The sequence below is a fragment of the Marivita sp. S0852 genome, from assembly GCF_046591575.1.
In the GTDB taxonomy this organism is placed as follows: domain Bacteria; phylum Pseudomonadota; class Alphaproteobacteria; order Rhodobacterales; family Rhodobacteraceae; genus Marivita.
In genome coordinates, this window is the sequence record NZ_JBIQWA010000001.1 from 165,596 (window position 1) to 189,013 (window position 23,418).

The 23,418-nt window shown below is 59.7% G+C and carries 19 protein-coding genes; 2 read left to right on the top strand and 17 right to left on the bottom strand.

Annotated elements, in window-relative coordinates:
• Window positions 1-10: 10 nt before the first annotated feature.
• The 4 genes from ACG74X_RS00820 to ACG74X_RS00835 form a co-directional block, all read right to left on the bottom strand.
• Window positions 11-835 (bottom strand): ABC transporter ATP-binding protein, encoded by an 825-nt coding sequence (locus ACG74X_RS00820; RefSeq protein ID WP_411232019.1) that lies wholly within the window; start codon window positions 833-835, stop codon window positions 11-13.
• A gap of 108 nt (window positions 836-943) precedes the next feature.
• Complete coding sequence (locus tag ACG74X_RS00825; RefSeq protein WP_411232021.1) at window positions 944-2,290, bottom strand: ABC transporter substrate-binding protein; 1,347 nt, start codon at window positions 2,288-2,290, stop codon at window positions 944-946.
• 369 nt (window positions 2,291-2,659) lie between these two features.
• Window positions 2,660-4,639, bottom strand: coding sequence for a cache domain-containing protein (locus tag ACG74X_RS00830; protein ID WP_411232023.1), 1,980 nt, complete (start codon window positions 4,637-4,639; stop codon window positions 2,660-2,662).
• Between the two features lie 3 nt (window positions 4,640-4,642).
• Complete coding sequence (locus ACG74X_RS00835; protein WP_411232025.1) at window positions 4,643-6,133, bottom strand: sigma-54-dependent transcriptional regulator; 1,491 nt, start codon at window positions 6,131-6,133, stop codon at window positions 4,643-4,645.
• A gap of 187 nt (window positions 6,134-6,320) precedes the next feature.
• Here ACG74X_RS00835 and ACG74X_RS00840 point away from each other — a divergent pair, with 187 nt between their 5' ends.
• Window positions 6,321-6,842, top strand: coding sequence for a winged helix DNA-binding protein (locus ACG74X_RS00840; RefSeq protein ID WP_411232026.1), 522 nt, complete (start codon window positions 6,321-6,323; stop codon window positions 6,840-6,842).
• Here ACG74X_RS00840 and ACG74X_RS00845 read toward each other — a convergent pair.
• The 3 genes from ACG74X_RS00845 to ACG74X_RS00855 form a co-directional block, all read right to left on the bottom strand.
• On the bottom strand, window positions 6,839-8,140 hold the full coding sequence (locus ACG74X_RS00845) for a TRAP transporter large permease (RefSeq protein ID WP_411232028.1): 1,302 nt from the start codon (window positions 8,138-8,140) through the stop codon (window positions 6,839-6,841). The genes ACG74X_RS00840 and ACG74X_RS00845 overlap by 4 nt on opposite strands.
• Window positions 8,141-8,142: 2 nt before the next feature.
• On the bottom strand, window positions 8,143-8,667 hold the full coding sequence (locus ACG74X_RS00850) for a TRAP transporter small permease (protein WP_411232029.1): 525 nt from the start codon (window positions 8,665-8,667) through the stop codon (window positions 8,143-8,145).
• 78 nt (window positions 8,668-8,745) lie between these two features.
• Window positions 8,746-9,705, bottom strand: a complete 960-nt coding sequence (locus ACG74X_RS00855; RefSeq protein ID WP_411232030.1) for a TRAP transporter substrate-binding protein — start codon at window positions 9,703-9,705, stop codon at window positions 8,746-8,748.
• Between the two features lie 110 nt (window positions 9,706-9,815).
• On the opposite strand from ACG74X_RS00855, the gene ACG74X_RS00860 reads away from it, so the two are divergent.
• Window positions 9,816-13,415, top strand: coding sequence for a hydantoinase B/oxoprolinase family protein (locus ACG74X_RS00860; protein WP_411232031.1), 3,600 nt, complete (start codon window positions 9,816-9,818; stop codon window positions 13,413-13,415).
• Between the two features lie 37 nt (window positions 13,416-13,452).
• Here the strand turns inward: ACG74X_RS00860 and ACG74X_RS00865 are convergent, their stop codons facing one another.
• The 10 genes from ACG74X_RS00865 to ACG74X_RS00910 all read right to left on the bottom strand — a co-directional run bounded on the left by ACG74X_RS00865 (window position 13,453) and on the right by ACG74X_RS00910 (window position 23,418).
• Window positions 13,453-15,555 carry a molybdopterin cofactor-binding domain-containing protein gene (locus ACG74X_RS00865; protein WP_411232033.1) on the bottom strand — a complete coding sequence of 701 codons (2,103 nt, stop codon included), beginning with the start codon at window positions 15,553-15,555 and terminating at the stop codon, window positions 13,453-13,455.
• Complete coding sequence (locus tag ACG74X_RS00870) at window positions 15,552-16,013, bottom strand: (2Fe-2S)-binding protein (RefSeq protein WP_411232034.1); 462 nt, start codon at window positions 16,011-16,013, stop codon at window positions 15,552-15,554. Before ACG74X_RS00870 ends, ACG74X_RS00865 begins: the two co-directional genes overlap by 4 nt.
• Complete coding sequence (locus ACG74X_RS00875; protein WP_411232036.1) at window positions 16,007-16,495, bottom strand: OsmC family protein; 489 nt, start codon at window positions 16,493-16,495, stop codon at window positions 16,007-16,009. The genes ACG74X_RS00870 and ACG74X_RS00875 overlap by 7 nt, the downstream gene beginning before the upstream one ends.
• Window positions 16,495-17,748, bottom strand: a complete 1,254-nt coding sequence (locus ACG74X_RS00880; RefSeq protein ID WP_411232037.1) for an LVIVD repeat-containing protein — start codon at window positions 17,746-17,748, stop codon at window positions 16,495-16,497. Before ACG74X_RS00880 ends, ACG74X_RS00875 begins: the two co-directional genes overlap by 1 nt.
• Window positions 17,745-19,259: a tripartite tricarboxylate transporter permease gene (locus ACG74X_RS00885; RefSeq protein WP_411232038.1), complete on the bottom strand. Its 1,515-nt coding sequence runs from the start codon at window positions 19,257-19,259 to the stop codon at window positions 17,745-17,747. Before ACG74X_RS00885 ends, ACG74X_RS00880 begins: the two co-directional genes overlap by 4 nt.
• Window positions 19,252-19,764: a tripartite tricarboxylate transporter TctB family protein gene (locus ACG74X_RS00890; protein WP_411232040.1), complete on the bottom strand. Its 513-nt coding sequence runs from the start codon at window positions 19,762-19,764 to the stop codon at window positions 19,252-19,254. The genes ACG74X_RS00885 and ACG74X_RS00890 overlap by 8 nt, the downstream gene beginning before the upstream one ends.
• Window positions 19,765-19,844: 80 nt before the next feature.
• Entirely contained in the window at window positions 19,845-20,846 is a 1,002-nt protein-coding gene (locus ACG74X_RS00895; protein ID WP_411232041.1) for a hypothetical protein, read from the bottom strand.
• 93 nt (window positions 20,847-20,939) lie between these two features.
• Window positions 20,940-21,695: a sulfite exporter TauE/SafE family protein gene (locus ACG74X_RS00900; RefSeq protein ID WP_411232043.1), complete on the bottom strand. Its 756-nt coding sequence runs from the start codon at window positions 21,693-21,695 to the stop codon at window positions 20,940-20,942.
• Window positions 21,692-22,669, bottom strand: coding sequence for a 4,5-dihydroxyphthalate decarboxylase (locus tag ACG74X_RS00905; protein WP_411232044.1), 978 nt, complete (start codon window positions 22,667-22,669; stop codon window positions 21,692-21,694). The genes ACG74X_RS00900 and ACG74X_RS00905 overlap by 4 nt, the downstream gene beginning before the upstream one ends.
• A complete protein-coding gene (locus ACG74X_RS00910; protein ID WP_411232045.1) occupies window positions 22,666-23,418 on the bottom strand; it encodes an ABC transporter permease in 753 nt (250 codons plus the stop codon). Before ACG74X_RS00910 ends, ACG74X_RS00905 begins: the two co-directional genes overlap by 4 nt.

Here is a 23,418-nt window from a genome sequence, read left to right on the forward strand (position 1 = left end):
TTGGGGCGGGTCAATGGTGATGCAGGTCAGGATGCGCCTTGTTTTCCTCGCGCAGCACGTCGCGGAAATTCTTGCGGCCTTCTTTCGAGATGCCGAGGTACAATTCCTTGACCTTGTCGTCGTTCAGCAGGCTTTCGGCACTGCCTTCGAGCATCACGTGCCCGGTTTCGATGATATAGCCGTAATCCGCGTTGCGGAGCGCGACATTGGTATTCTGCTCGGCCAACAGGATACTGACGCCTTCCTCTTTGTTCAGGGCCTGCACAATGCGGAAGATTTCGGCCACCAGCTGCGGTGCCAGTCCCATTGATGGCTCGTCAAGCAGCAGCATCTTGGGCTTGGCCATCATGGCACGGGCGACCGCGATCATCTGTTGCTCGCCCCCAGACGTATAACCCGCCTGACTGGTGCGCCGGTCGCGCAAGCGTTTGAAATAGCCGTACATGCGTTCCAGTTCGTTGCGCATCTCGGCTTTGGACAGTTTGCGCGAATAGGCACCGGTGATAATGTTCTCTTCCACCGTAAGGTGACCGAAACACCGCCGGCCTTCCAGCACCTGCACCAGACCAAGACCCACCATGTGCGACGGTTCCTGATTGGTCACAGGTGTGCCATCATACATGATTGTGCCGTTTGTGACCTTGCCGTGTTCGGCGGCCAACATGGTCGAGATGGCTTTGAGCGTGGTGCTTTTTCCAGCGCCATTGCCACCCAGAAGGGCCACCACCTTGCCACGCGGCACGCTAAGGCTCACATCGTGAAGTGCTGAAATGACGTTGTCGTAGACGACTTCGACATTATCGAGTTGCAGGATATTGTCGGATTGTGGGGTCATGGAACCTTTACCGTTCTGGGCCAGGTATGGCCGTGCACTAAGAGCGGACCGCCCGCACAGAGGCGGTCCAATGTCATTCAGAATAAACGAGCAGCTGTTGGCGACTTTTCAGGTGCAGTCGCGGGCGCTGATGCCGTTCTCTTCCGCAAATTTCGCGGCAGACTCTTCGATCAAGGTACGGATGGCCGCAGGATCATAAGGCTCTTCCCAGCCGGTGACCTGTTCAAATGCTTCGCCGTTCCACTGCATCATCGCAAACCGGCCGCCAGCGCCTTCGTGGTTTTCGCAGGACAGAGAAAACGGCGCGATCATTCCGGCGACCCCAATTTCTTCCAGCCGCTCTTCGGTCATGTTGATCGCTTCATACCCATCGCGGAATTCGGCACCCGTGACAGCCTGTCCTACCTTGTCGTGAATCTCTTGGGCGTTGCGCAGCGCCTCGACCCACATGATCGCGGCACCCAAGCCCCGGTTCCAGTAAACTGACCCAACCCGGCTTTCATCGTTGAGGTTACCTTCACCGGCACCATAGACCTCGTCGTAGATCGCCTGAACAAGCGGAAATTGACGTCCCGGCAGCGCGTTGGCCATCGCGTAGGTGCCCTTTGCGCTGTCACCGGCGGGGAACATGTCCTCCTCGGCGGCACCAAAGGTCACATAGACCATACGGTCGCGCGGAAAACCGACGCGCGCGGCGTTTGTCATGCCGGTAGAATTCATGCCAGACCCTGCCCCCCAGAATGTCACCCAGTCAGGCTGTTCACGGCGCACCTGAAGCCATTGCGACTGCTGTTCAAGGCCGGGGGGCGGCACAGAGATTTCGACCAGTTCAACACCCCACTCCTCAGCGATGGCACGCATCGCGGGCAGCGGTTCACGGCCAAAGGCGCTGTCGATATGCATGTGCACGATCTTCTTGCCCTCCATGTTCTCGATCCCGCCCTCCTGTTCGGCCATGAAACGCATGGTTACAGCGATCTGAGACCAATAATGCCCCGCCGCGTTGAACACCCAGGGCCAGACCCGGCCATCAGCGGCGTCGGTGCGGCCATATCCGTACTGCGCCAGCACCACTTCATCCTCTGCCATACGGTTGATCACGGCATAGGCCCCGGGGGTGCCCAACGTATCGAACACCACCATTTTCTGACCATTGTATTCCATGAGCCGCTGATAGCATTCGACGGTTTTCACGGCGTTATATTCGGTTTCACATTCCTGCCAGGTCAGCATGACACCGTTCACGCCACCATTTTTGTTGACATAATTGATGTAGTCGATCTGCGCGCCGTAATAGCCTGTGCCCATAGCCGAATACGGCCCGACACGGCTGCTTGCGATCGGAAAATACTGGGTTTCCTGGGTCGCGCCGTCTTTGGGGAACGTCACAGTTGCCAGACTGGCAAGCAATGCCACCCCAACCACAATCGAGGCTTTTATGCGGTTCATAAGCATTCGGTCTTCCTCCCTTTGACCTTTTGTGCCGGTATTGGGCGCACAGACTCCTGACGTGCCGGCTGGCCGTCTTATGGCAGTTACGGATTTTGTGAGGGCTCCGTTTTTACGGTTGACCCAATCGTTCAAACTTTGCGCATCAGCAGGTCATTTGGCATGACCTCGGCCTCGTGATTGCCTGCGGTTTGCTGTACGTCCCGCACGATGCCACGCGGCTTCACATGACATTACGGTTAATTTCAGCCAAAATGTCTGTCAATAAAAAATTGTTTATCTTCAAATTGTTACATTGATTTTCGCTAACACAAAAACGACAAAACGTCCATTTTCCAGCAGTGAATTTGAACGGGGGATGGACAAAATGTCCAGTTATTCGGCAGCCGCGTCGACACTGCAGGACGAATTGTCCAATTCCGGAAACCAGACCCGAAAAGAGGCCCCTTGCCCTTTTGGGCTGCTGACGCTGATCAAACCACCGAACCTGGCCACCAGATTCTGGCTGATCGACAGCCCCAGCCCTGTTCCGCTTCCCTGCTTTGTCGTCATGAAAGGATCGAACACATGGTCGATCCGGTCGGCGGGAATACCAGGGCCCGTATCGGTGACGACGATTTCAGTCCCCGCCGCACCATCCTGCTCGGCCGGGCCGGTTTTGAGTGTTATGGTGCCGTCCGAACCGATGGCCTGCATCGCGTTGATCAAAAGGTTGACCAGAACCTGTTGAAGTTCCGTCTCGACAACGCGGAATGGCTTAGCGGGCCTATGATCGACCACCGTCGCGACCCGGTTCGCACGCAGATCCGACGCCACAAGGATCAAGGCATCCGCAACAGCGCGATCCGCATGCACGCTTGTGACCAGTTCGGGTATTTCATCTGGCCGGGTAAAGGTCAGCAATTTGCTGACCATCACATTGATCCGGTAGGTTTGGGCATCAATCAGGTCCAGTTCGGTTTTCATTGCGGCACGTTGTTCGGGCGTCAGCCCCATGCGCAAAACCTCAAGATTGCCTTGGATGACAGCCACGGGATTATTGATCTCATGCGCGACGCCTGCGGTGATCTCGCCCACTGCGGCAAGTTTTTCGGCCATCACCAGTTTGGCAAAGGTTGCCTCAAGCCGCGCATTGGCCTCGCGCAGTTCCTCGGTCCGTTGTTCGACCAGCTCATTAAGGTTTTCGGCATAGTCGCGCAGGCTCGCGTCACGCTCCTCGACCTGATCCAGCAACCGGTCAAGATGGCGCGCCACAGCCCCGATTTCGCTTTTTTCATCCACAGGTCCGATCCGCGCATCAAGCGCACCGGCCTCGGCCCGTGCCATTGTTGCGGTCATCCGTTCCAATGGCGCAAAGATGCCGCGGGCCAGCCACAGGAAAATCGGCACCGACAGCGCGATCACCGCAACAAACGCCGCGATCAGAGCTATGATTGTGGCGTTACGCTGCGCGGTAAAGGGCGCTTCCAAAAACCCGGTATACAACATGCCAATCCGGTTTCCGTCGATATCGGCCAGCGGCACGTACCCCGAGATATACCAGTCATTCACCACGAACGCGCGGTCAAGCCAGGTCTGACCCGATAGCATCACCTGCTGCCAGACAACCTCTGACACACGTGTGCCCAGCGCACGTTCTCCTTCAAAAAGGCGGACATTGGTGGACACGCGCACATCGTCAAGAAACAGTGTCGTCGTGCCCGTGCGCGATATCGCCCCGGTTTCTTCGCGATAAACAAGCGCATTCATCGTGTCGATAACATTGAGGTTTCGGTTCAAAAGCCGCCCGCCCAGCAACACTGTATCGCGTCCTGCCAGCCGATGCGCCGCCAGCATGACCAAACCGCGATCTTCAACGTCGCGGGCGATGGGGCGCGCGGCCTCGGTCGGAACAAGCGGCAGGACGGCGCGCGCAGCCAGCGGCGCAGAGAGTTCCGCCAGATCGCGGGCCTCCAGTCGAACAAGATGCGCGGTCGGACGGTCAGGTGTGGCACCTTTGGCAACGGCGCGCATTGCTTCGGGCATGTCCGACCCCGAAAGCGACCGCAGGATAAGGAAATCCAGTCCCTTCTCCACGCGTTCGCGTTCAAGAAACGCCTCCAGCACACTGGCCCCCTGCTGCGAGGCCCGCGCAAAACTCAGCGATTCTCCGACCGCCGCGACACCGGCCGCCTGCGTTGCTTCGATCTGTTCAAAATACTGCTCCGCCACGCGTAGGTCGCTAGCCACCTTGGAAATCAGAAGATCATCATGCCGTTCAATCCAGCGCTGCATGGTGACACCCAGCAAAAGCGGCAGAAGCACGATCAGCGGAAGCAATGCGATAAAAAGCAGCCGCCAGCGAACCGAGCGCATGCTTCAAAGGCCCCAGGCGCGGCATTTGCGGTCGATGGTCTTGCGCGCCACACCCAGGCGCCGAGCGGCCTCGGCCCGGTTGCCATCGCAGGCGTCAAGAACGTTCAGGATATGCCGCCGTTCAACCGCAGCAAGACTGTCGGTCTCGGCAGAGCGGGGTGTGCTTTCGCCCAGGGCCATGTCGAAATCACCATGGATCAGCGCGCGTTCCACCGTGTTGCGCAGCTCCATGACATTGCCCGGCCAATCATGCGACAAGAACCGCCGCCGCGCCGTGGCAGAGATTTCCGGGAACGGTATGCCCATGCGCCGCGCCAGGCTTTCGCCGAAAAACCGCGTCAGGTCGAGCACGTCTTCGCCCCGATCCCGTAACGGCGGCAAGACGATATCGATCACCGTCAGGAGGTAAAACAGATCGGCCCGAAAGCCTTTCTCCTCCACGATATCGGCCAGCGGCTGCGTGGTTGAACTGACGATGCGCACATCAAGGTCCAGGCTGCGCCGCGCGCCCACCGGGCTAAACCGTCCGGTGCTCAGCAATTCGCTGAGGATGTTCTGACATCCGGGCGACAAAAGCTCCATATCTTCCAGAAACAGCGTACCACCCGCAGCACTTTGCAACATTCCCTCTTGCCCCGAGACCGCGCCACCAGGCCCCGTGTCAAGTCGTCCGAAAAGCCGCTCTTGGAAGACTTGCTCGGTCAGGCCATAGCATTGGAGCCAGACAAACGGTTTGTTCGCACGCGCCGACGCGGCATGCAGCATTCGGGCCGCCACCTGTTTGCCCGATCCGACCTCGCCCCGAATGACGACATGCGATGCCGAGGGGGCTGCCCGTTCAATCGCGGCGCAGACATCGGTGATCCCCGGCGAGCGCCCGACCAGCGCAGAACGGTGTTTGACAAGATCCTTGCCGAACTCAAGCTCGTGTCGCAGAACGGTGTTCTGACGGCGCAGGCTCGCGCGTTCAAGCGAATGGGCAATCGCGTTCAAAACCTGATTAGACCGGAACGGTTTGAGCAGAAAATCACTGGCACCGGCACGGATCGCCTGAATGGCCGTGTCAAGGTCGGCATGCGCCGTGATCAGGATTGCATCGCTGTAAAGCCCGATCTTGCGTTGTTCAGCCAACCAGTCAAGGCCCGTCTGATCGGGCATTATGTTGTCCAGAACGATGACATCGTAAGCGTGAACATCCAGAAATCCCGACGCTTGCGAGGTGTGCTCGGCCACATGAACAAGCGCGCAATGTGCTTCAAGCACTTTGAACAAGAAATTGCGCATACCCGGTTCATCGTCGACCACAAGCACCCGCGCGTTCGCCAGCGCCCCGCCAAACTGCGCCGGCGCGTCCGGATCATGCGCGTCGGGCGCATCAAGGCTGGGCGAGTTGGTTTCAGTGTGGATCGACATGGTCACGACGAACAGTGGAAATAGCTGGCCGACCCCACAATCGCCTTGGTCCGGCACATGGCCGACCAAGCGCTGCCGCATTGTTCAAGTGCATAGGTTTTCCTGCGCATTCGACACATCCCATCGTGGCATTGCGATATGCTAGGGGAAGGATAATGGATCTGGCAATGCCAAACGCGGCTTTAGCAGATGGGCCTACATCTCTCAGGATTGCAAAACGACAGCATATTACTTACTTTATGTATTCAAAATATAAAGGTTAAGAACCATGGCAGAGAACGCTGAACCCAAACGACGCATCGTTTCGTCACGACATCTTGCCGAAGGTGACGGTTGGGAATCTTCCGAATTCGAATACGGCCTGATCATTGCCTATAATGCGTTTTCGCGCTGGATGACCCGTTGCATGTCGGCCGCCGGGAACACCGACTTGACCCCGCTTGAAATCCTTGTGCTGCACAACGCCAATCATCGCGGCCGCGACAAGCGCCTTACTGACATCTGTTTTTTGTTAAACATCGAAGACACGCACACTGTGAATTACGCCCTGCGCAAATTGATGAAGATGGAGCTTCTGAATTCGGAGAAGCGTGGCAAAGAGGTGTTTTACAGCACATCCGAAACAGGTGAGGCATTGTGCGAGGCGTACCGCATTGTCCGCGAAAGGTGCTTTCTTGATGGTCTGTCGCGCCTTGATATCAGCAGCGAGGAAATGCGGGAAATCGCGGCCAGCCTGCGGGCCTTTTCCGGGCAGTACGATCAGGCCAGCCGCGCTGCTGCATCTCTTTAGCCGCTCATATAGGCGGGAAGAAACGTCACGATTTGCGGGAACACACAGATCAATACAACGCCCAAGAGCAAAAGCAAAAAGAATGGAAACGCTGCTTTGGCAACCCTGAGGATGTCGATGCCTGTCAGCCCTTGAATGACAAACAGGTTAAATCCGACCGGCGGGGTGATCTGGCTCATTTCAACAACGATCACCAGATAGATCCCGAACCAAAGCGGATCGATCCCGACGGCGGTGATCATCGGCATAATGATCGACGTCGTCAGCACGATGACTGAAATCCCGTCCAGAAAGCAGCCCAGAACGATAAAGAAGATCGTCAGCGCAAATAGCAGTACCGGCACCGACAGGTTCATCTCGGAGATCCAGGCACCCAAATTTCGCGGAAGCCCGGTAAAACCCATGGACACTGAGAGAAATGCAGCCCCCAAAAGGATCAGCGCAATCATGCAGGACGTGCGCGTCGCAGACATCACTGCCTGCCTGAACAGTTTCCAGCTGAAGGACCCAGACACCCACGCAAGCAGGGTGGCCAGAACCACGCCAAGCGCCGCAGCGTCGGTCGGTGAAGCAAGACCGCCATAGATCGACCCGATTACGCCACCAATCAACAATGCAACCGGGATCAGCCGACGCGATGCGATAATCTTTTCTTTGAACGAGAATTTTTCATCAATGGCGGGGATCAGCGCCGGGTTCGCCCAGGCGCGTACCGCCACATAGCAGGCGAACAAGGTTAAGATCATCATGCCGGGAATGATCGCGGCAATGAACAGGCGGGCGATAGATTGCTCTGTCGCGACCCCATAAACGATCAAGATAATCGACGGCGGGATCAACAACCCCAACGTGGCGGACCCCGCCAATGTGCCCAGGATCAGGCTTTCGGGATATCCGCGTTTGGTCAATTCCGGAACAGACATACGCCCGATCGTGGCGGCGGTGGCCGCCGACGACCCTGACACGGCGGCAAAAATTGCACAGCCGAACACGTTGACATGCAACAGACGTCCCGGTGCACGGCTGAGCCATGGAACAAGCCCGGTGAACATGTCGTCACTGATACGGGAGCGCAGCAGGATTTCTCCCATCAGGATGAAAAGAGGCAACGCCGTCAGCGCCCAGCTGTGCGAATGGCCCCAAAAGGTTGTAGCCAGGATCAATCCTGACGGGGCGTTGGAAAACAACACAAGCCCTGCAAGCCCGACCAAAGACAGCGAAATCGCCACCCAGACACCTGACGCAAGCAACGCAATCAACAGGGTCAGCAAGGTGACCGCGATCATCGGATCCGACATGGCTAAACCTCGTCCGGTGTGGACAGGACGGGTTTGCCGGACTGTATAAGATCAACCAGTGTATGAACCAAAGCGACCAGCAACAGCCCGGTTCCAAACGCGGCAACGCTTTGCGGTATCCAAAGCGCGACCGGAACAATCCCTGTCGACACATCGCCGTAGTGGAGGCTTTCAAGAACCAAACCCACCATGAACCATGTCGCATATCCGACAAGCAAGATGGCGATGACAAGCACACCGGCTTCGACAAAAAACTGAAGCCGCTGCGGCAGACGCCCCGTGACCAGATTGACCCGGATATGCGCCCCGGCTCGCAAGCTGTGCGCCAAAGCCAGAAATGTGGCTCCTGCCAACATGAAGCCGGAAAAATCCGCATAGGAAGGAATAGTCGATGGCAACGTTCCAGGGCTAAGCCGCCCAAACCCGTTCAGGATAATTTGCGCTGAAATCAAGAGGCAGATCAACAAGATCAGACCACCGGCAATCGCCCCGCAAATGTCATATAGCTTTTGAAGTGTCCGGCCCATGGTGGCTGTACCCCTAAATTTTGCAATGAAGCGGGGCCGGCACCCGTAAGCAGATGCCGACCAGTTAGAATGGGTACTTTATTGCTGATAGGCCTCAAGAATGGCCATTGCGCTCTCAGAGGCATTGGCGCGCCAGTTTTCAAGCATGGTGGCACCAATGGCTTGCAGACCGTCGACCAGCTCTGCGCTGGGTTCATAAACAGTGATACCATTCTCGGCCAAAGCGGCGGTCATGCTGTCCGCCTCTGCGACCGACATCTCCCAGCCGCGCGCCTGCGCCGTTTCGGCAGCGGCCAGAACCGCGGCCTGCGTGCCCGCGTCAAGGCGATCGAACATGCGCTGGTTCACGACAACGATATTCTTTGGCACCCAAGCGTTGATCGGGCTGTAATGTGTTACGAAATCCCAGGCCGTCGAATTCACCCCGGTGGAAGGCGATGTGATCATTGCAGCGACCTGACCCGTGGCAAAGGCCTGCGGGATATCAGATGCCTCGACCTGAACCGGTGCAGCCCCGGCAAGAGACGCGAATTCTTCCAATGCGGCATTGTAGGCACGGAACCGAAGACCGTTCAGATCGGCCACTGTCGCAATTTCACCATTTGTATACAGCCCTTGGGGCGGCCAAGGCACAGAAAACAATGGCATCAGTCCCTGTTCTGCCAAAAGCTCGGTGATCACCGGGCGCTGTGCCTCCCACAGTTTCGCCGCGTCTTCATAGCTGGTGGCAACAAAGGGCTGGCTATCCAGGCCAAAAGCCAGGTCTTCGTTTGACAAAGTGGACAAGAAAAACTCGCCCATCGGCACCTGACGGTTGCGCACAGCGCCCTTGATTTCGGAATGGGGGAAAAGCGACCCTGCTGAATGGATCGTAATGTCCAATCCATCATTCGTCGCGGCGCGCACATCATCAGTGAACTGCATGATGTTCTGGGTGTGGAAGGTGGTATCGCCATAGGGCGTGGGCATATCCCAGCTTTCAGCCTGGGCAGCCGTGGCCAGAGTAAGCGCGGCAGCGCCGAACAAGACATGTTTCATGCGGGGTTCTCCAGTGTTGGGTGTTTGCGAATCTATTCGATTTCATTACGTTGACATTTTGTCAGCGTTATATCCATAAAGCAACAACAATTAGATTCGGAGCAGCGCAGATGAGCATGTCCAACGAGAGCAAATGGCAGTTCTGGGTCGATCGGGGCGGCACCTTCACCGATATCGTTGCACGCAGACCAGATGGCGCATTGCGCACCCACAAGCTTTTGTCGGAAAATCCCGAAGCCTATCCTGACGCCGCCGTTCACGGCATCCGCACTCTGCTTGGCATATCTGCCAAAGAGACCATTCCCGAAGGTCACATATCGGCGGTCAAGATGGGCACCACGGTTGCCACCAACGCTTTGCTTGAGCGCAAAGGCGAACCAACTGTCTTGATGATCACCAAGGGCATGAAGGATCTTTTGCGGATCGGCTATCAAAACCGCCCCAACCTGTTTGATTTGCACATTACGCTGCCCGAACTTCTGTATGATCACGTGATCGAGGTCGAAGAACGCATGGGGGCCGACGGGCAGGTCATTCTCCCGCTGAATACGGACCACGCCCGGGACGCGCTTTCGCGCGCCTACGACAAAGGGTTCCGGTCGGTCGCCATCGCGTTGATGCACGGCTATCGCTACACCGATCACGAAACCCACTTGGGCGAACTGGCGCGACACTTGGGCTTTGCTCAGATCTCGCTCAGCCATGAGGCAAGCCCACTGATCAAACTGGTGTCACGCGGCGATACGGCCGTTGTCGACGCTTACCTCTCGCCCATTTTGCGCCGTTACGTTGCGCAAGTGGCCGATGCTCTTGGTGCTTCGGACGGTGGCTGCGACAGCCTGATGTTCATGCAGTCCAACGGCGGATTAACCGATGCTCGGATGTTTCAGGGCAAAGACGCAATCCTGTCCGGGCCTGCGGGCGGCGTGGTCGGCATGGTGCGCACGGCGGCAGATCTTGGTTTCCAGAAACTCATAGGCTTTGATATGGGCGGCACATCGACGGATGTGTGCCACTATGCGGGCGAATATGAACGGTCCTTCGAAACCGAGGTTGCCGGCGTGCGGATGCGGGCACCGATGATGTCAATCCACACGGTAGCGGCGGGGGGTGGGTCGATCCTGACGTATCAGGACGGTCGTATGCAGGTTGGTCCTGAAAGTGCCGGAGCCAATCCCGGCCCCGCCTCTTATCGCCGTGATGGCCCATTGACGGTTACCGATTGCAACGTTCTGCTGGGCAAACTTCAACCCGACCAATTCCCTGCCGTGTTCGGGCCAAACGCCGATCAACCGCTTGATGCAGACATCGTCCGGGCGAAATTCGAAACCCTTGCAGCAGAGATCGGCGGTGACAAATCCGTCGAGGACATCGCCGAAGGCTTTCTGCGGATTGCGGTCGAAAACATGGCCAATGCAATCAAGAAGATCAGCGTCCAGCGCGGCTATGATGTCACGCGGTACACCATGAATTGCTTTGGTGGCGCTGGTGGCCAGCATGCTTGCTTGGTGGCGGATGCACTGGGAATGGAAAGCATTTTCATTCATCCCTTTGCCGGAGTTCTGTCGGCATTTGGTATGGGTCTGGCGGATGTGCGCGCGATCCGTGAAGCGCAATTTGCCCGGTCGGTCGACGATATCTCGGCAGCCCGCCAAACGGTCCAGACCCTTATCCAAGAGGCCAGAAATGATGTCCGCGATCAAGGCATCCCGGACCAGGCGATTCACGCGGTTGCCATGGCGCATATCCGCACCGATGGTGCCCACCAAACGCTTGAGGTGCCCTTCGGTGATCCTGTCGAGATGACCGAGAGTTTTGCTCAGGCGCATCGGCAGCGGTTTGGCTTTGTGCCGGAATACGCCGACCTTATCATAGATGTGCTGACCGCAGAGGCGATTGGGTCCACCGGTGAAGAGGTCACGATCCCCGACGCGGCGCAGGCCCGCGCACCAGCCAAAACCGCCCGGATGTTCAGCGACGGTGCCTGGCGCGATGTTCCGCTGGTCGACCGCACGATGCTTGGCCCCGGAGAGAGTGTGAAAGGCCCCGCCATACTGACCGAACCCACGGGCACGAACATTGTTGAGGCCGGCTGGGACGCGACCTGCGAGCAGGGTGGCAATCTGGTTTTGCGGCGGGTTGTCCCGTTGGACCGGCAAGAAGCGATTGGCACATCCGTCGATCCAGTCATGCTCGAAGTGTTCAACAACCTCTTCATGTCCATCGCGGAACAAATGGGCGCGACGCTTGCAAACACCGCCTATTCGGTGAACATCAAGGAACGATACGATTTTTCCTGCGCACTCTTTGATGCCGCAGGCGATCTGGTCGCCAACGCGCCACATGTCCCGGTCCACCTTGGATCAATGTCTGAAAGCGTGCGCACGATTCTGGCCCAGAACGCGGGCAAGATCCGTCCCGGTGACGTATTCATGATGAACAACCCGTATAACGGCGGCACACACCTACCCGATGTCACGGTCATCACACCGGTTTTTGACGATGCAGGCGCAAACATCATCTACACGGTCGCGTCGCGCGGGCATCATGCCGATATCGGCGGAACCACACCGGGATCTGCCCCCCCGGACAGCACACATATCGACCAAGAAGGTGTGTTGATCGACAATTTCCTGCTTGTCAAACAGGGGGTGCTCCAAGACAGCGCTGCGCGCGACCTTCTGGCCTCAGGCGCATATCCGTGCCGCAACATTGATCAGAACATGGCCGATCTTGCAGCCCAGATCGCGGCCAACGCAACAGGTGTGCAAGAATTGCAAAAGATCACCCATCAGTTCGGTCTGGACGTGGTTCACGCTTACATGCGCCACGTGCAGGACAACGCAGAAGAAAGCGTGCGCCGCGTTCTTGATGTGCTGCATGACAGCACGTTCACCTATCCATTGGACAGTGGCGCGCAGATCAAGGTGTCCATAGCCGTCGACAAATCTGCACGGTCCGCCACACTTGATTTCACCGGCACATCACCGCAGGACACATTCAACTACAACGCACCAAGCGCGATCTGCCATGCCGTGGTGCTTTATGTGTTCCGCACCTTGGTTGGCGCAAATATCCCGATGAACGAAGGCTGCCTGAAACCCTTGCGCCTCATCATCCCCGAAGGATCAATGATCAATCCCAAAGCCCCGGCTGCTGTGATCTCGGGCAATACCGAAGTCAGCCAAGCCATAGCAGACGCGCTTTACGGCGCGCTTGGTGTCATTGCAGGCAGTCAGGGGACAATGAACAATTTTGTCTATGGCAATGAGACATTTCAGAATTACGAAACCATCTGCGGCGGTACGGGTGCCGGCGATGGGTTTGATGGAACAAGCGCGGTCCACAGCCATATGACCAACACCCGCATGACCGACCCAGAAGTTCTGGAGACCCGTTTCCCGGTGCGCGTCGATGAATTCTCGATCCGCGCGGGGTCTGGCGGTGCAGGTCAGTTCACAGGCGGCAATGGCATCCAGCGCAAATTGCGGTTTCTTGAACCGATGACCGTCACAGTCCTCAGCTCTCACCGGATCACCCGGCCACACGGGGCAGCAGGCGGAGAGCCGGGAAAAACCGGTGAAAACTCAATCATGCGCGCCGATGGAACAGAGGAGCGGCTCAAAGGGAATGATGTCGCCCAGATGCAGGTTGGTGACGTCTTTATCCTGAAATCGCCGGGGGGCGGTGGGTACGGCAAAGCGCCGTAAGCAAAAGGCGACGTCCGGTTCGCGTCCAATCTATCTGTTATGTCTTCAACGCCGCAGAGATTATCGCGTCGGCATCGAACGGCATCCGCCGCAAGCGCAGACCGGTTGCGGCATGGATCGCGTTGGCGATGGCGGCGACGGTGGGTCCGGGGCTGGCTTCTCCGGCACCCACCGACGGGGTGTCGTCCGGTTCGAGCAGGCGAATATTGACCCGAGGCACATTGTCAAAACGCAGCACTGCGTAGCTGTCCCAATCAAGGCAGTCGCGCCCCTCCGGCCCCCATGTCACGGCCTCAAAAAGCGCCCAGCTTGCGCCTTGCAGCACCCCACCTTCCAACTGCGCACGCAGACCGTCGGGATCGACCACGCGACCAGCATCCGCGACCAGCGTAACCTGCGCTAAATGCGTTGCGCCCTGATCGTCGACGTTCAGATCGACGGCAATGCCGACACGGGTCATGGCGTTTTTGTATTGCGCATAAGCGATCCCGCGCGCCTGCGCTTGGGGCAACGGCGGCAGCACCTGTTCCAGATGATCAAGCACGGCCAGCGCGCGCGGATCGTCGAGATGCTGGCGGCGGAAGTCGAGCGGCGGGATGCCGGCGGCGATGGCAAGATCGTCCATCGTGGATTCGATGGCCAGCACATTGGCCACCGCGCCAAGGCAACGCAGCGCGGAAGGTCGCAGTGGCAGATCGGGCACCAGCGCCTTGACCAGCTTCCTGTCGGGCAGGCGGTAGATCGGATCGAGGTTGCGATGCAGGCCCGCGTGCCGGTTCATGTTCGGCTCGGGCACAAAGCGCGGCACGTCGGTGTCGCGCAGCGTGTTCGAAGCCAGCCGCGCGGCCCCTGCCCGGTTCGGTCCGGGGCGCGGTCGGCCCCGATGGGTGTCGCCGCGCGCCTCCATCCACCAGCCTGTGATCGCGCCGCCCTTGCCCGTATCGGCGGCAACGCGAACTTGCATGGCGGTGCCCACCGGTTCGCGCGCATGTTCATCGGCGCGACTGTATTTCAGCAGGATCGGCGTGTCAGGAATGGCGCGCGCAATGATGGCGGCATCAAAGGCGGCATCGTCGGCACCGTTATGCCCGTAACAACCCGAGCCGGGCACATGTTCCAGCACGACATCCTCCAGCACCATGCCGAAACTGTCGGCAATGCTGTCGCGCAGCGGATAGAGCCCTTGGGAATGGGTCAGAATTTCGAGAGTGCCGTTCCGAAATGTCGCCATTGCCGCCGACGGGGCCAGCGCCGCGTGCAGCGTATAGGGGCGCTCATAGGTCGCCTCATAGCCGGGCGCATCGGGATAGGGTGGCACCAGGGCGTCCGTGTCGGGCTTGCCGTCCCGGATCGCAAAGCGCTGTGCCGCGTGGTTGTGCATCATCCCGAACACGTCGCCGGCCTCGATGCCGTCGCCGATCTCCCACGCGCAGGCGCGGTGCAGCGCCTCGGCGGCGCGGATCACCTGCCATTCATCCGGCCCGGCCACGGCCAGAAACGATCCGTCCCGCACGAGGGTCAGCCCGGCGTCGGCCAGTCTGGCTGTCGCCTTTGGATCAAGCTCCGCAAGCCGCGCCCATTGCATCGGCGGGCGTATAATGCGGGCATGCCACATGCCGGGGCGGTCAAGGTCGTGCACATAGGTGAACTGTCCCTCAACCATCTCGCGCAGGCCGCGCGGGGGGTGATCGGGGATGGAGACTTGGCGGCTGGGCGCGTTCGGATCGACAGGAAGGTCGGCGGGCAAGTCGCGCAGCAGATCAAAAAGATCAAGCGTCCGGTTGCTGCCACGATGGCGGATTTCGCCGTCGACCAGGTCAAGATCATCAGCGGGCACATCCATCTGCCGCGCGGCCACAGCCCAGGCGGCGGCGCGGGCAGTGGCGCAGGCGCGGCGTTGGGCGTGGCCTGTCTGTTCGATCGAGTTACTGCCCGAGGTGATGCCCTCGTCGGGGCTGTCGCTGGTGCGCACCGGGGCCATGTCGATCCGGTCATAGGCAAGCGACAGTTCCTGTGCCGCAATACGGATCAGCGCGGTCGAGATGCGCTGGCCCAGATCGACCTTGCCGGTGCGCAGCCGCAGCTTCTCGTCTTGGACACGCAACCAGTCTCGAACCAGCGGATAAGCATCAAGGCTCATGCCCGGTCCTCCAACACCGCCTCCGCCGCCGCCAAAACACGCGGATGGGTGCCGCAGCGACACAGATGCGGGGCCAGCGCGGATTTCAGCCCATCTCGGTCGCGCGGCGCGTCGCTGTCCTTGGCCAGCGCCGTGACGGCGACCACCAGACCGGCGGTACAATAGCCGCATTGCGCCGCCCCGGCATCGACGAACGCATCCTGCACCCGGCGACCCAGCGGATCGGAAGACAGGCCTTCGACGGTGACGATCTCGCGCCCCTCGAAGGTGGCGGCGGGCGCCGCGCAACTTTGCGCCGCCTGCCCGTCCACCAGTACCGTGCAGGCACCGCATTGTTCCAGCCCGCAACCGATCTTGGTGCCCTTCAGACCCAGCAGATTGCGCAGCACATAGGCCAGCGGCATGTCGCCATCGGCCTCCACCTCATGCGCCTCGCCGTTGACGCGCAATGTCAGCACGGCGCGACCTTTTCCCAGACCACCTCAAGCGTCACATCGGCCGAGGTGAAGAGGTTCATCACCGGGCAGCGATATTCGACATTGCGGCGCAGACGATCCAGCCGTTCGTCGGATTCCTCGGTATGGATGCGGATGCGCATCTTGACCCAGTTGAAATAAGGCCGCACGCCCTGCACGCCGCGACTGCCGCGCTGATCGACCTCGCCATCGGCTTCGATATCGACGGCGGAATAGTCGAACTTCATCGCCTCGGCGCAGCGGTTGATGATCACCCCTTCGCAGCCGCAAAGCGACGACAGCGTCATCTCCAAAGGCGTTGGGCCAGTGTTGCTTTCCTTTTCGTCGGTGATGACGACGTGATCGCGCACCATCATAACGCTGCGGGTGGACCCTTCGTTGCGCATCGACACGCGGCGAATGCCAAGCGCCTTCTTGTTGGGGTCGACGCTGGGCGGCAGCAGGTCTTGGGATTGGTCGGTCATCAGGTCATCTCCAGAATATCGAGACCGTTCACACGGTCGAGCAGGTAGATGCGGCCGTGATCGTCCACATCAACATCGTTGGATTGGGGCGCGCCGCCGGGGCCGCGCTCGGGCATGAAATACGCCACCTCCTGCGGGGTGAGCGGATCGGCCAGATCCAGCACCCGAAGGCCACCGGCAAACCAGGTGCAATAGACCAGCGTCCCGTCCAGCTTTTCGCGGTATTGATGCGCGCCGAACCGTACGCCCTCTTCGCCGACATAGGGACAGGCGCGTTCGCTCAGATCCCAGGCCGCAACCGCTTCGATATTGTCCAGGTCGGTCACGTCCATCACCCAGAGAAAGCCGTGCAGGCGGCCGGGCTGATGCGCGTGTTCCTCGTCGATGGCGACGGCATAGCGACGACCGTCGATGCGCTGCTCCAGCGGCATGACCGTATGCGTCGGTTCGGGGATCGCCTCGGGCCAGACATAGCTGCCGATCTGGCGCGGATTGGTGATGTCTGACGCATCGAGCACGCGCATCCCGGCGTGCCATGTGGCGGCCCAAAGCTCGTCACCGCAGCGCATGGCGTGGTGCAGGCGGTGGCTGTAGCCCGGCCCGGTCGGCGTTTCGCCCTTTGCGACATGCTGTCCCGGCATGTGCCAGCGCGACACTTCGGTCGGGTTGGTTGGGTCGGCCAGATCATAGATAACGAGGATATTGCCGACATAGCCCTCCATCTCGGTCGAGATATAGGCGAAGTTTTCATCCATATCGAAGCGGTGCACGCCGAAACCGTGGGTCTTGACGTAGGACAAAAGGCGCGGCGCGGTCTTGTCCGAGATATCCCAGACGCGGAACCCGCCGCCGTCATAGCCACGCTCGCGGGCGGCATCGAGGGTCGGGATGTCGTCGGGTTTGACGCCCAGCTCTACCGCGATGGCCGCGTCCTCCAGCCCCTTGTTCCGCAGCTCGGGGATACGGTCGCCCTTGCGCAGAAAATGGCGCTGGTCCTGTTCGACATTGGTGATCATCAGATCGCCCGCCACCCGCACCTTATGGGTGTGCGACCACTCGGGCGGCTCCACATGGCTCACAACCTTTGGGTTGGTCGGGTCCGACACATCGAGGATCGACGTGCCATGCGGCGCTTTCATATGGCCGATATAGGCGTAATCGCCCTGCACCACCACTTGCCCGCCCCCGGCAATATCGAGCCGCGCCAGATGTTTGACGCCTTTCGACAGCGCAATGTCATACTCTACCTTCATTGGATCACCATTTCTTTTTTCTTGCGCCGACGGTCGAACACCAGCGGCAGCACGAGCGAGATCACCAGCGCCACCCAAAGGATGTTGCCGAGTGTCGAGGAGAACAGAACCGAAATGTCGCCTTCGGATTTCTTGAGCGCGCGCAGGAAATATGTCTCGAGCAGCGGGCCGAGGATCACCCCGATCAGGATCGCCGCCACGTGGTATCCCGTGCGGCGCGCGATATAGCCGATGACGCCGAAGGCAAGCGCCAGATAGATGTCGAACATGTATTCGCGCGGCACGAAGGCCCCCACCAGAGTGAAGGAGATGATCATCGGCGCAAGATAGATCGTCGGCACCGTCGTGACCCGGCTCATGTAGCGCGACAGCGGCAGAATCGTCAGGATCATCAATAGGTAGGACACCGCCATCGCCATGAACATGCCGTAGCCGACCTTGGGTTCCTGTTGAAATAGCGAGGGTCCGAAGCTGACGCCGTGAAACTGCATCACCACCAGCATGATCGCCGCCGTCGCACCGCCGGGAATGCCCAGCACCAGAAGCGGCACCAGCGTGCCCGAGGTGACGCCGTTATTGGCGCTTTCGGGCGCGATCAGCCCTTCGATATGACCAGTGCCGTATTTTTCAGGTGTCTTGGAAAAGGTGCGCGACTGCTGGTAGGCGACGAAGCTGGCAATGGACGCACCCGCGCCGGGAATAACACCGATGATAAGCCCGATCACCGAAGTCCAGGCAATATGCGCCCAGCGTTTGAACGCGTCCCGAACGCCCTCAAACGTCGCAGCCCAGGTGGGGTTCTCCATCGCGGTCTGGCCTTGTTTGGTCAGAATCACGCGCTTTTCGATGATGATGAACGCCTCTGACACGGCAAACAGCCCAACCAGAGCCGGGATCAGTGGCACGCCATCGTAAAGTTCGAGAAAGCCCATCGTGCCGCGCGGCGTGGCATAGACAACATCCGCGCCGATGGAGCCGAGCATCAGGCCGAAGAACCCCGCGATCAGGCCTTTAACCATGTCTTGCGCGGCAATCGACGCGATCAGCGAAATCCCGAACAGCATGATCACGATCATTTCGACCGAGTGCATATAGAACCCGACCCGCGCCAGAAGCGGCATCGCCGCCAGCGCGATCATTGTCGTCAGCAGACCGCCAAGCGAGGAGGCGACGAACGAGATCGCCAGCGCCTGCTGGCCGCGCCCCTGCTTGGTCATGGGATAGCCGTCAAGCGGTGTGGCCGCCGCCCCTGCGGTGCCCGGGATATTGACAAGGATCGCCGGGATCCCCGCCCCCATCCGCGCCGCGCAATAAAGCGAGACCATGAAGATCAGGCCGGTCTGCAACTCCATCGCCAGGGTCAGCGGCATCAGGATGATGATGGTATTGGCCGCCGAAAAGCCGGGAATGCCGCCGACGATCAAGCCCAGAAAGATCGTAGGGATGATGACCCACCAGAAACTTATGGTCTCGAAAAAGACCTCGATCAGGATTGCGGAGGTGTCACCCATTGGCCAGCACCATGCGCATCGTGTTCTCGAACCAGCCGCGCGGGAACCGGGTCTCGAACGCCCAGATGAACACGGCCCATCCGCCCAGCGACATCAGCGCCGAGGTGACCGTGATCAACCCGAGGCGTTTGAACTGTCCCAGCACGGCCATGCTAAGCCAGAGAAACAGGAACGTGGTGAGCGTAAAGCCCAGACGGTCGATCAGGGCGCAAAAGCCGATCGTGGTGATCAGCAGCCCGATCCGTCCGGTGCGGATATCGTCGTAGCTGAAAAGATTGCCGAAGGTCAGCCGTCCCTCGTCCCGCTGCAAGAGACCCACGACCTTGACGAAGAACAGCGCGCAGACGAATAGCAGCACCCCGCCGATGGCAAACGCGCTGACCTGCGCCGTCCAGGGCGAATTCCAGATCGTCGAGAAATAATAGAGCGTGAAGATCACCGCCATCACGGGGATGACAAGCTCTCCGCCCAGATGACGGGGCGGGTCATTTGGATCGTGGGACATGGGTGTTCCTATGGCGTCAAACGGTCGGGATGCCGCGACCGGCCCTTGCCGTGCAAAGGCCGGTGCGAAGGATCAGCGCATCATGCGCCGGTCAGCAAGGGTTTGTAGCGTTCGCCCAGTTCAAGCATGTCCTTGACGAATTGCGCACATTCCTCGACGCCGCCCTGATTGAGGTATTCCGGCGTGCCGCGCGCGGCGACATAGGCGTCAAGCAGCCTTGGGTCCTCGAAGGTTTCCTTGAACGTGCGTTGCAGCACCTCCATCCGCTCGGGGAATTCCTCGGCGGCGGCGCGATGGATGCCGAAGGCGCGGGCCGACAGCATCTCGGGCAGGTCCATGCCATAAACACTGTTGATGCTTTCGGCATTGTCGAGCGCGTCTCCGACGCGGTTCTCGCCAAAGACCAGTACCGTCTTGACGCTGTCCCCGGCCGAGATCACCGATCCGGAAGTCAGGACCGAAAAATCGACTTCGCCGGTCACGGCCCCCGCGACGGTGTTCTTGCCGCCGGACAAGGGAATAAGGTTGAAACTGGCTCCGGTTTCCTCTCCCAACGCCAGAATGCCGATAGAGGCCGGATGCGCCATGCGGCTGGTGCCGACGGTCAGGGTGCGTTTCTTGCCCTCTTCGACGATCTGCTCGATGCTTTGCAACGGGCTTTCGGCCCCAACAAAGGCACAGCACGGATCGGTATCGACACGGCCGAAATAGAAATAGTCATTGATGTCAAAGCTTGGCGGCTGCACCGCCCAGTTAAGCACTTCCGGCCCCATATTACCAAAAATCAGGTTGTAGGCATTGGGTTCGGACTTGCCCATGTAAATCTCGTACCCGACCCGGCCCGACGCACCAGGATAGAAACCGGGCTCGAAGTCAGTTCCCAGCTTTTCTTTCCAAATGCTCGAAAACGCCCGGAAATTCCGGTCTGCCCCGCCGCCTTCGCGGGTTGGAATGAAAACTTCGATATTACGTTCGGGAAAGCTTTGCGCACGCAGAATGCCGGGGCTGGCCAGGGTAAGCGCCGAGGCAGCCGCCCCGGTGCCCAAAAGGGTACGGCGGGTGATGGTGTTGGTCATCTTCATAATGTCTCCTCCCAAAAAAGATAAGATCGGTGCACCGGTTTTCGTCTTGTCTCCGCAATGGTCCCGATGCCGGGCCTTGCGGTTCGGGTCGCGTCAGGACGCGATGAAACTCGCGGCCCCTCCCCAGATCAGGCGCAGCGCCAGAAGCGTCAGAACGACGTTGAGCACGCGCAGGAAATAGCGTTCGTTGATGCGGGTCAGAGCATGGCGGCCCACCAGCGTGCCAAAAAAACCGGCGGCGATAAGAAGGGCGACAAAGCCCAGCCATTGCGAAAAGACGAACCCCAAAAGGCCAAACACCACGATCTTGAGCAGATGCTGAATCGTCATCAACGCCGCATGGGTGGCCACATGCGTCATGCGATCAAGGCCCTGGCCCTTGATATAGGTTGCCACAAACGGCCCGGTGCCGCCGAAGAACATTGTCAAAAAACTGGAGAACACGCCGGTGATTGCGGCGGAATCACGCAAGAAGGCGGGCGGGCGAAAGAACACCGACCAGAGAATGAAACTGCCCACCCCGATCTGGATCGCGCCTGCGGGCAGTTGCACCACCATGCTGCCGCCCAGGGTCACGCCAATCACGGCACCGATCAGGAAGGCGGGCACCACCGCGCGATGCACGTACCGCACCATGATCGCCAGCCGCCCGGCGTTCGATCCCAGTTGCACCAGCCCGTGCACCGGGATAATCGCGGTCGCCGGTAACAGAACAGCCATGACAGCCAGCATGACAGCGCCGCCGCCGATCCCGAATGCGACCGTAATGAAAGACGCCACAAAGCTTAGCGCGGCAAGACTGCCTGCAATGGGCCAACCCAACCCGGCATGAAAGATATCGGGCGTCATCGCACCTGCTCCGGAAACAGTTCCTCGGGCGATACGCGGCGCGCGGCAAGGTATTGCTCGGACGAATAGCGGCAGATCGTCTCCAGCTCCTTCAGGTTTGCCGCATAGCCATAGGGCCAGGGGTCCGGCCCCATCGCGGCACGGGTCACCTCCATCGTCTCGTTGAGCCATGGCAGCGACAGGCGGTTGGCCGACCCCAGCCAGATGTCATCCAACCGGGCCAGCGCCATGTCGCGCGCGGTGGTGAAGCCCTGCATCAACGCCTGCGGCAGCCAAGGGTTTTCGGCCACCAGCGACTTGCGCACGGCGATCAGATGCATGATCGGGAAATACCCGGTGCGCGCATGATACTCACGCTCGGCCGCGCCGAAATCGGGGATGATGCGGCGCAGGCGGGTGTCACCCTCCAGAAACGCTTGCGGTGGTTTGGGCGCCAGCAGCGCGTCGATCTCTCCGGCCAGCAGCAGATCCTGCAACGTCTCGCCATCGTCAATCGGCGCAACCACCATGCCGTCAGGCAGATCGAGGCTCAGCCTTTCGTGCCGCACGCCCGCGTCCAGCGCGCCGGTACGCCAGGTGATCGCGGCCGGGTCGATGCCATGCTCATCGGCGAGCAAGCCGCGCATCCAGAGCGCAGCCGTCATCTGGTATTCCGGCACACCGACGCGCTTGCCAGCCAGATCGGACAGTGTTTCGATCTCGGACCCGGTGCGCGCGAAAAACCCGCTATGCCGAAAGGCCCGACTGACAAAGGCGGGGATTGCCGTATAGGCGCACGCGCCGCGCGACACCTGCAGGACGTAGCTCGACACCGAAAGCTCGGTGATATCGAACCGCGCTTCCTGCACCGCGATGGGGAAAAGCTTGCCTGTTGGCAGGATGTGGCTTTCAAAGGTGACACCCTCCACCGAAACCCGGCCGTCATGCAGCGGCATGACCCGGTCGTGATCCCATGTGGCCAGCGTCAGTTTCATCCACGCGCCCCCGCGTAATATTCGATCCGGCCCTCCAGCCGCGCGATCACCTCAGCCAGCGTCAAAGCAAAGGCGAAAAGGATCAGGATGAGCGCCCAGAAATGCGCCATCAGGAAGTTCTGCGAATAGAGGCTGAACAGCGCGCCGACGCCGATGATTGACACCAGCAGCTGACCAATCACCACACCTTTGACGCCCCGGATCACCCCCAGACGGATGCCCGCGAGTATCTCGGGCATCGCTGACAGCAGGATAATGCGGAACCGCGCCCACCGCGATGCACCAAAGGAATGCGACATCTCGATCAGCGACGGCGAGACGTGCAGAACCCCGGCCCGCGTATCAAGCGCGATGATCCAGACCGCGAACATGAAGACGGTCACGATCACCGTCGGCATCCCCATACCGAAAAGGATCATGATGACCGGCACCAGCGCAGACAAAGGAGCGGACAGGAAGATGTTGACCCACATGTTCAGCAGGTTGTCGGCAGCCTTGACCAGCCCCATCAACATACCCAGCCCGATGCCCAAAACCACGGCCAGCGCCAGCCCGCCCAGATAGGCAGCGACTGTGATCTGCGCGGCCTCGAAAAAGCTGGGCGTTGTTACCACCTCGGGCAATGCCAGCAGCACGTCTGACAGCGGCGGAAACAGCAGCAAAAGCTCGAATTGGCCGACGATTTCCCAAAGTGCCGCCCAAAACAGCAGCGCAGCGATGCGCGGGATTTTGAAGCCGTAGACCTCCAT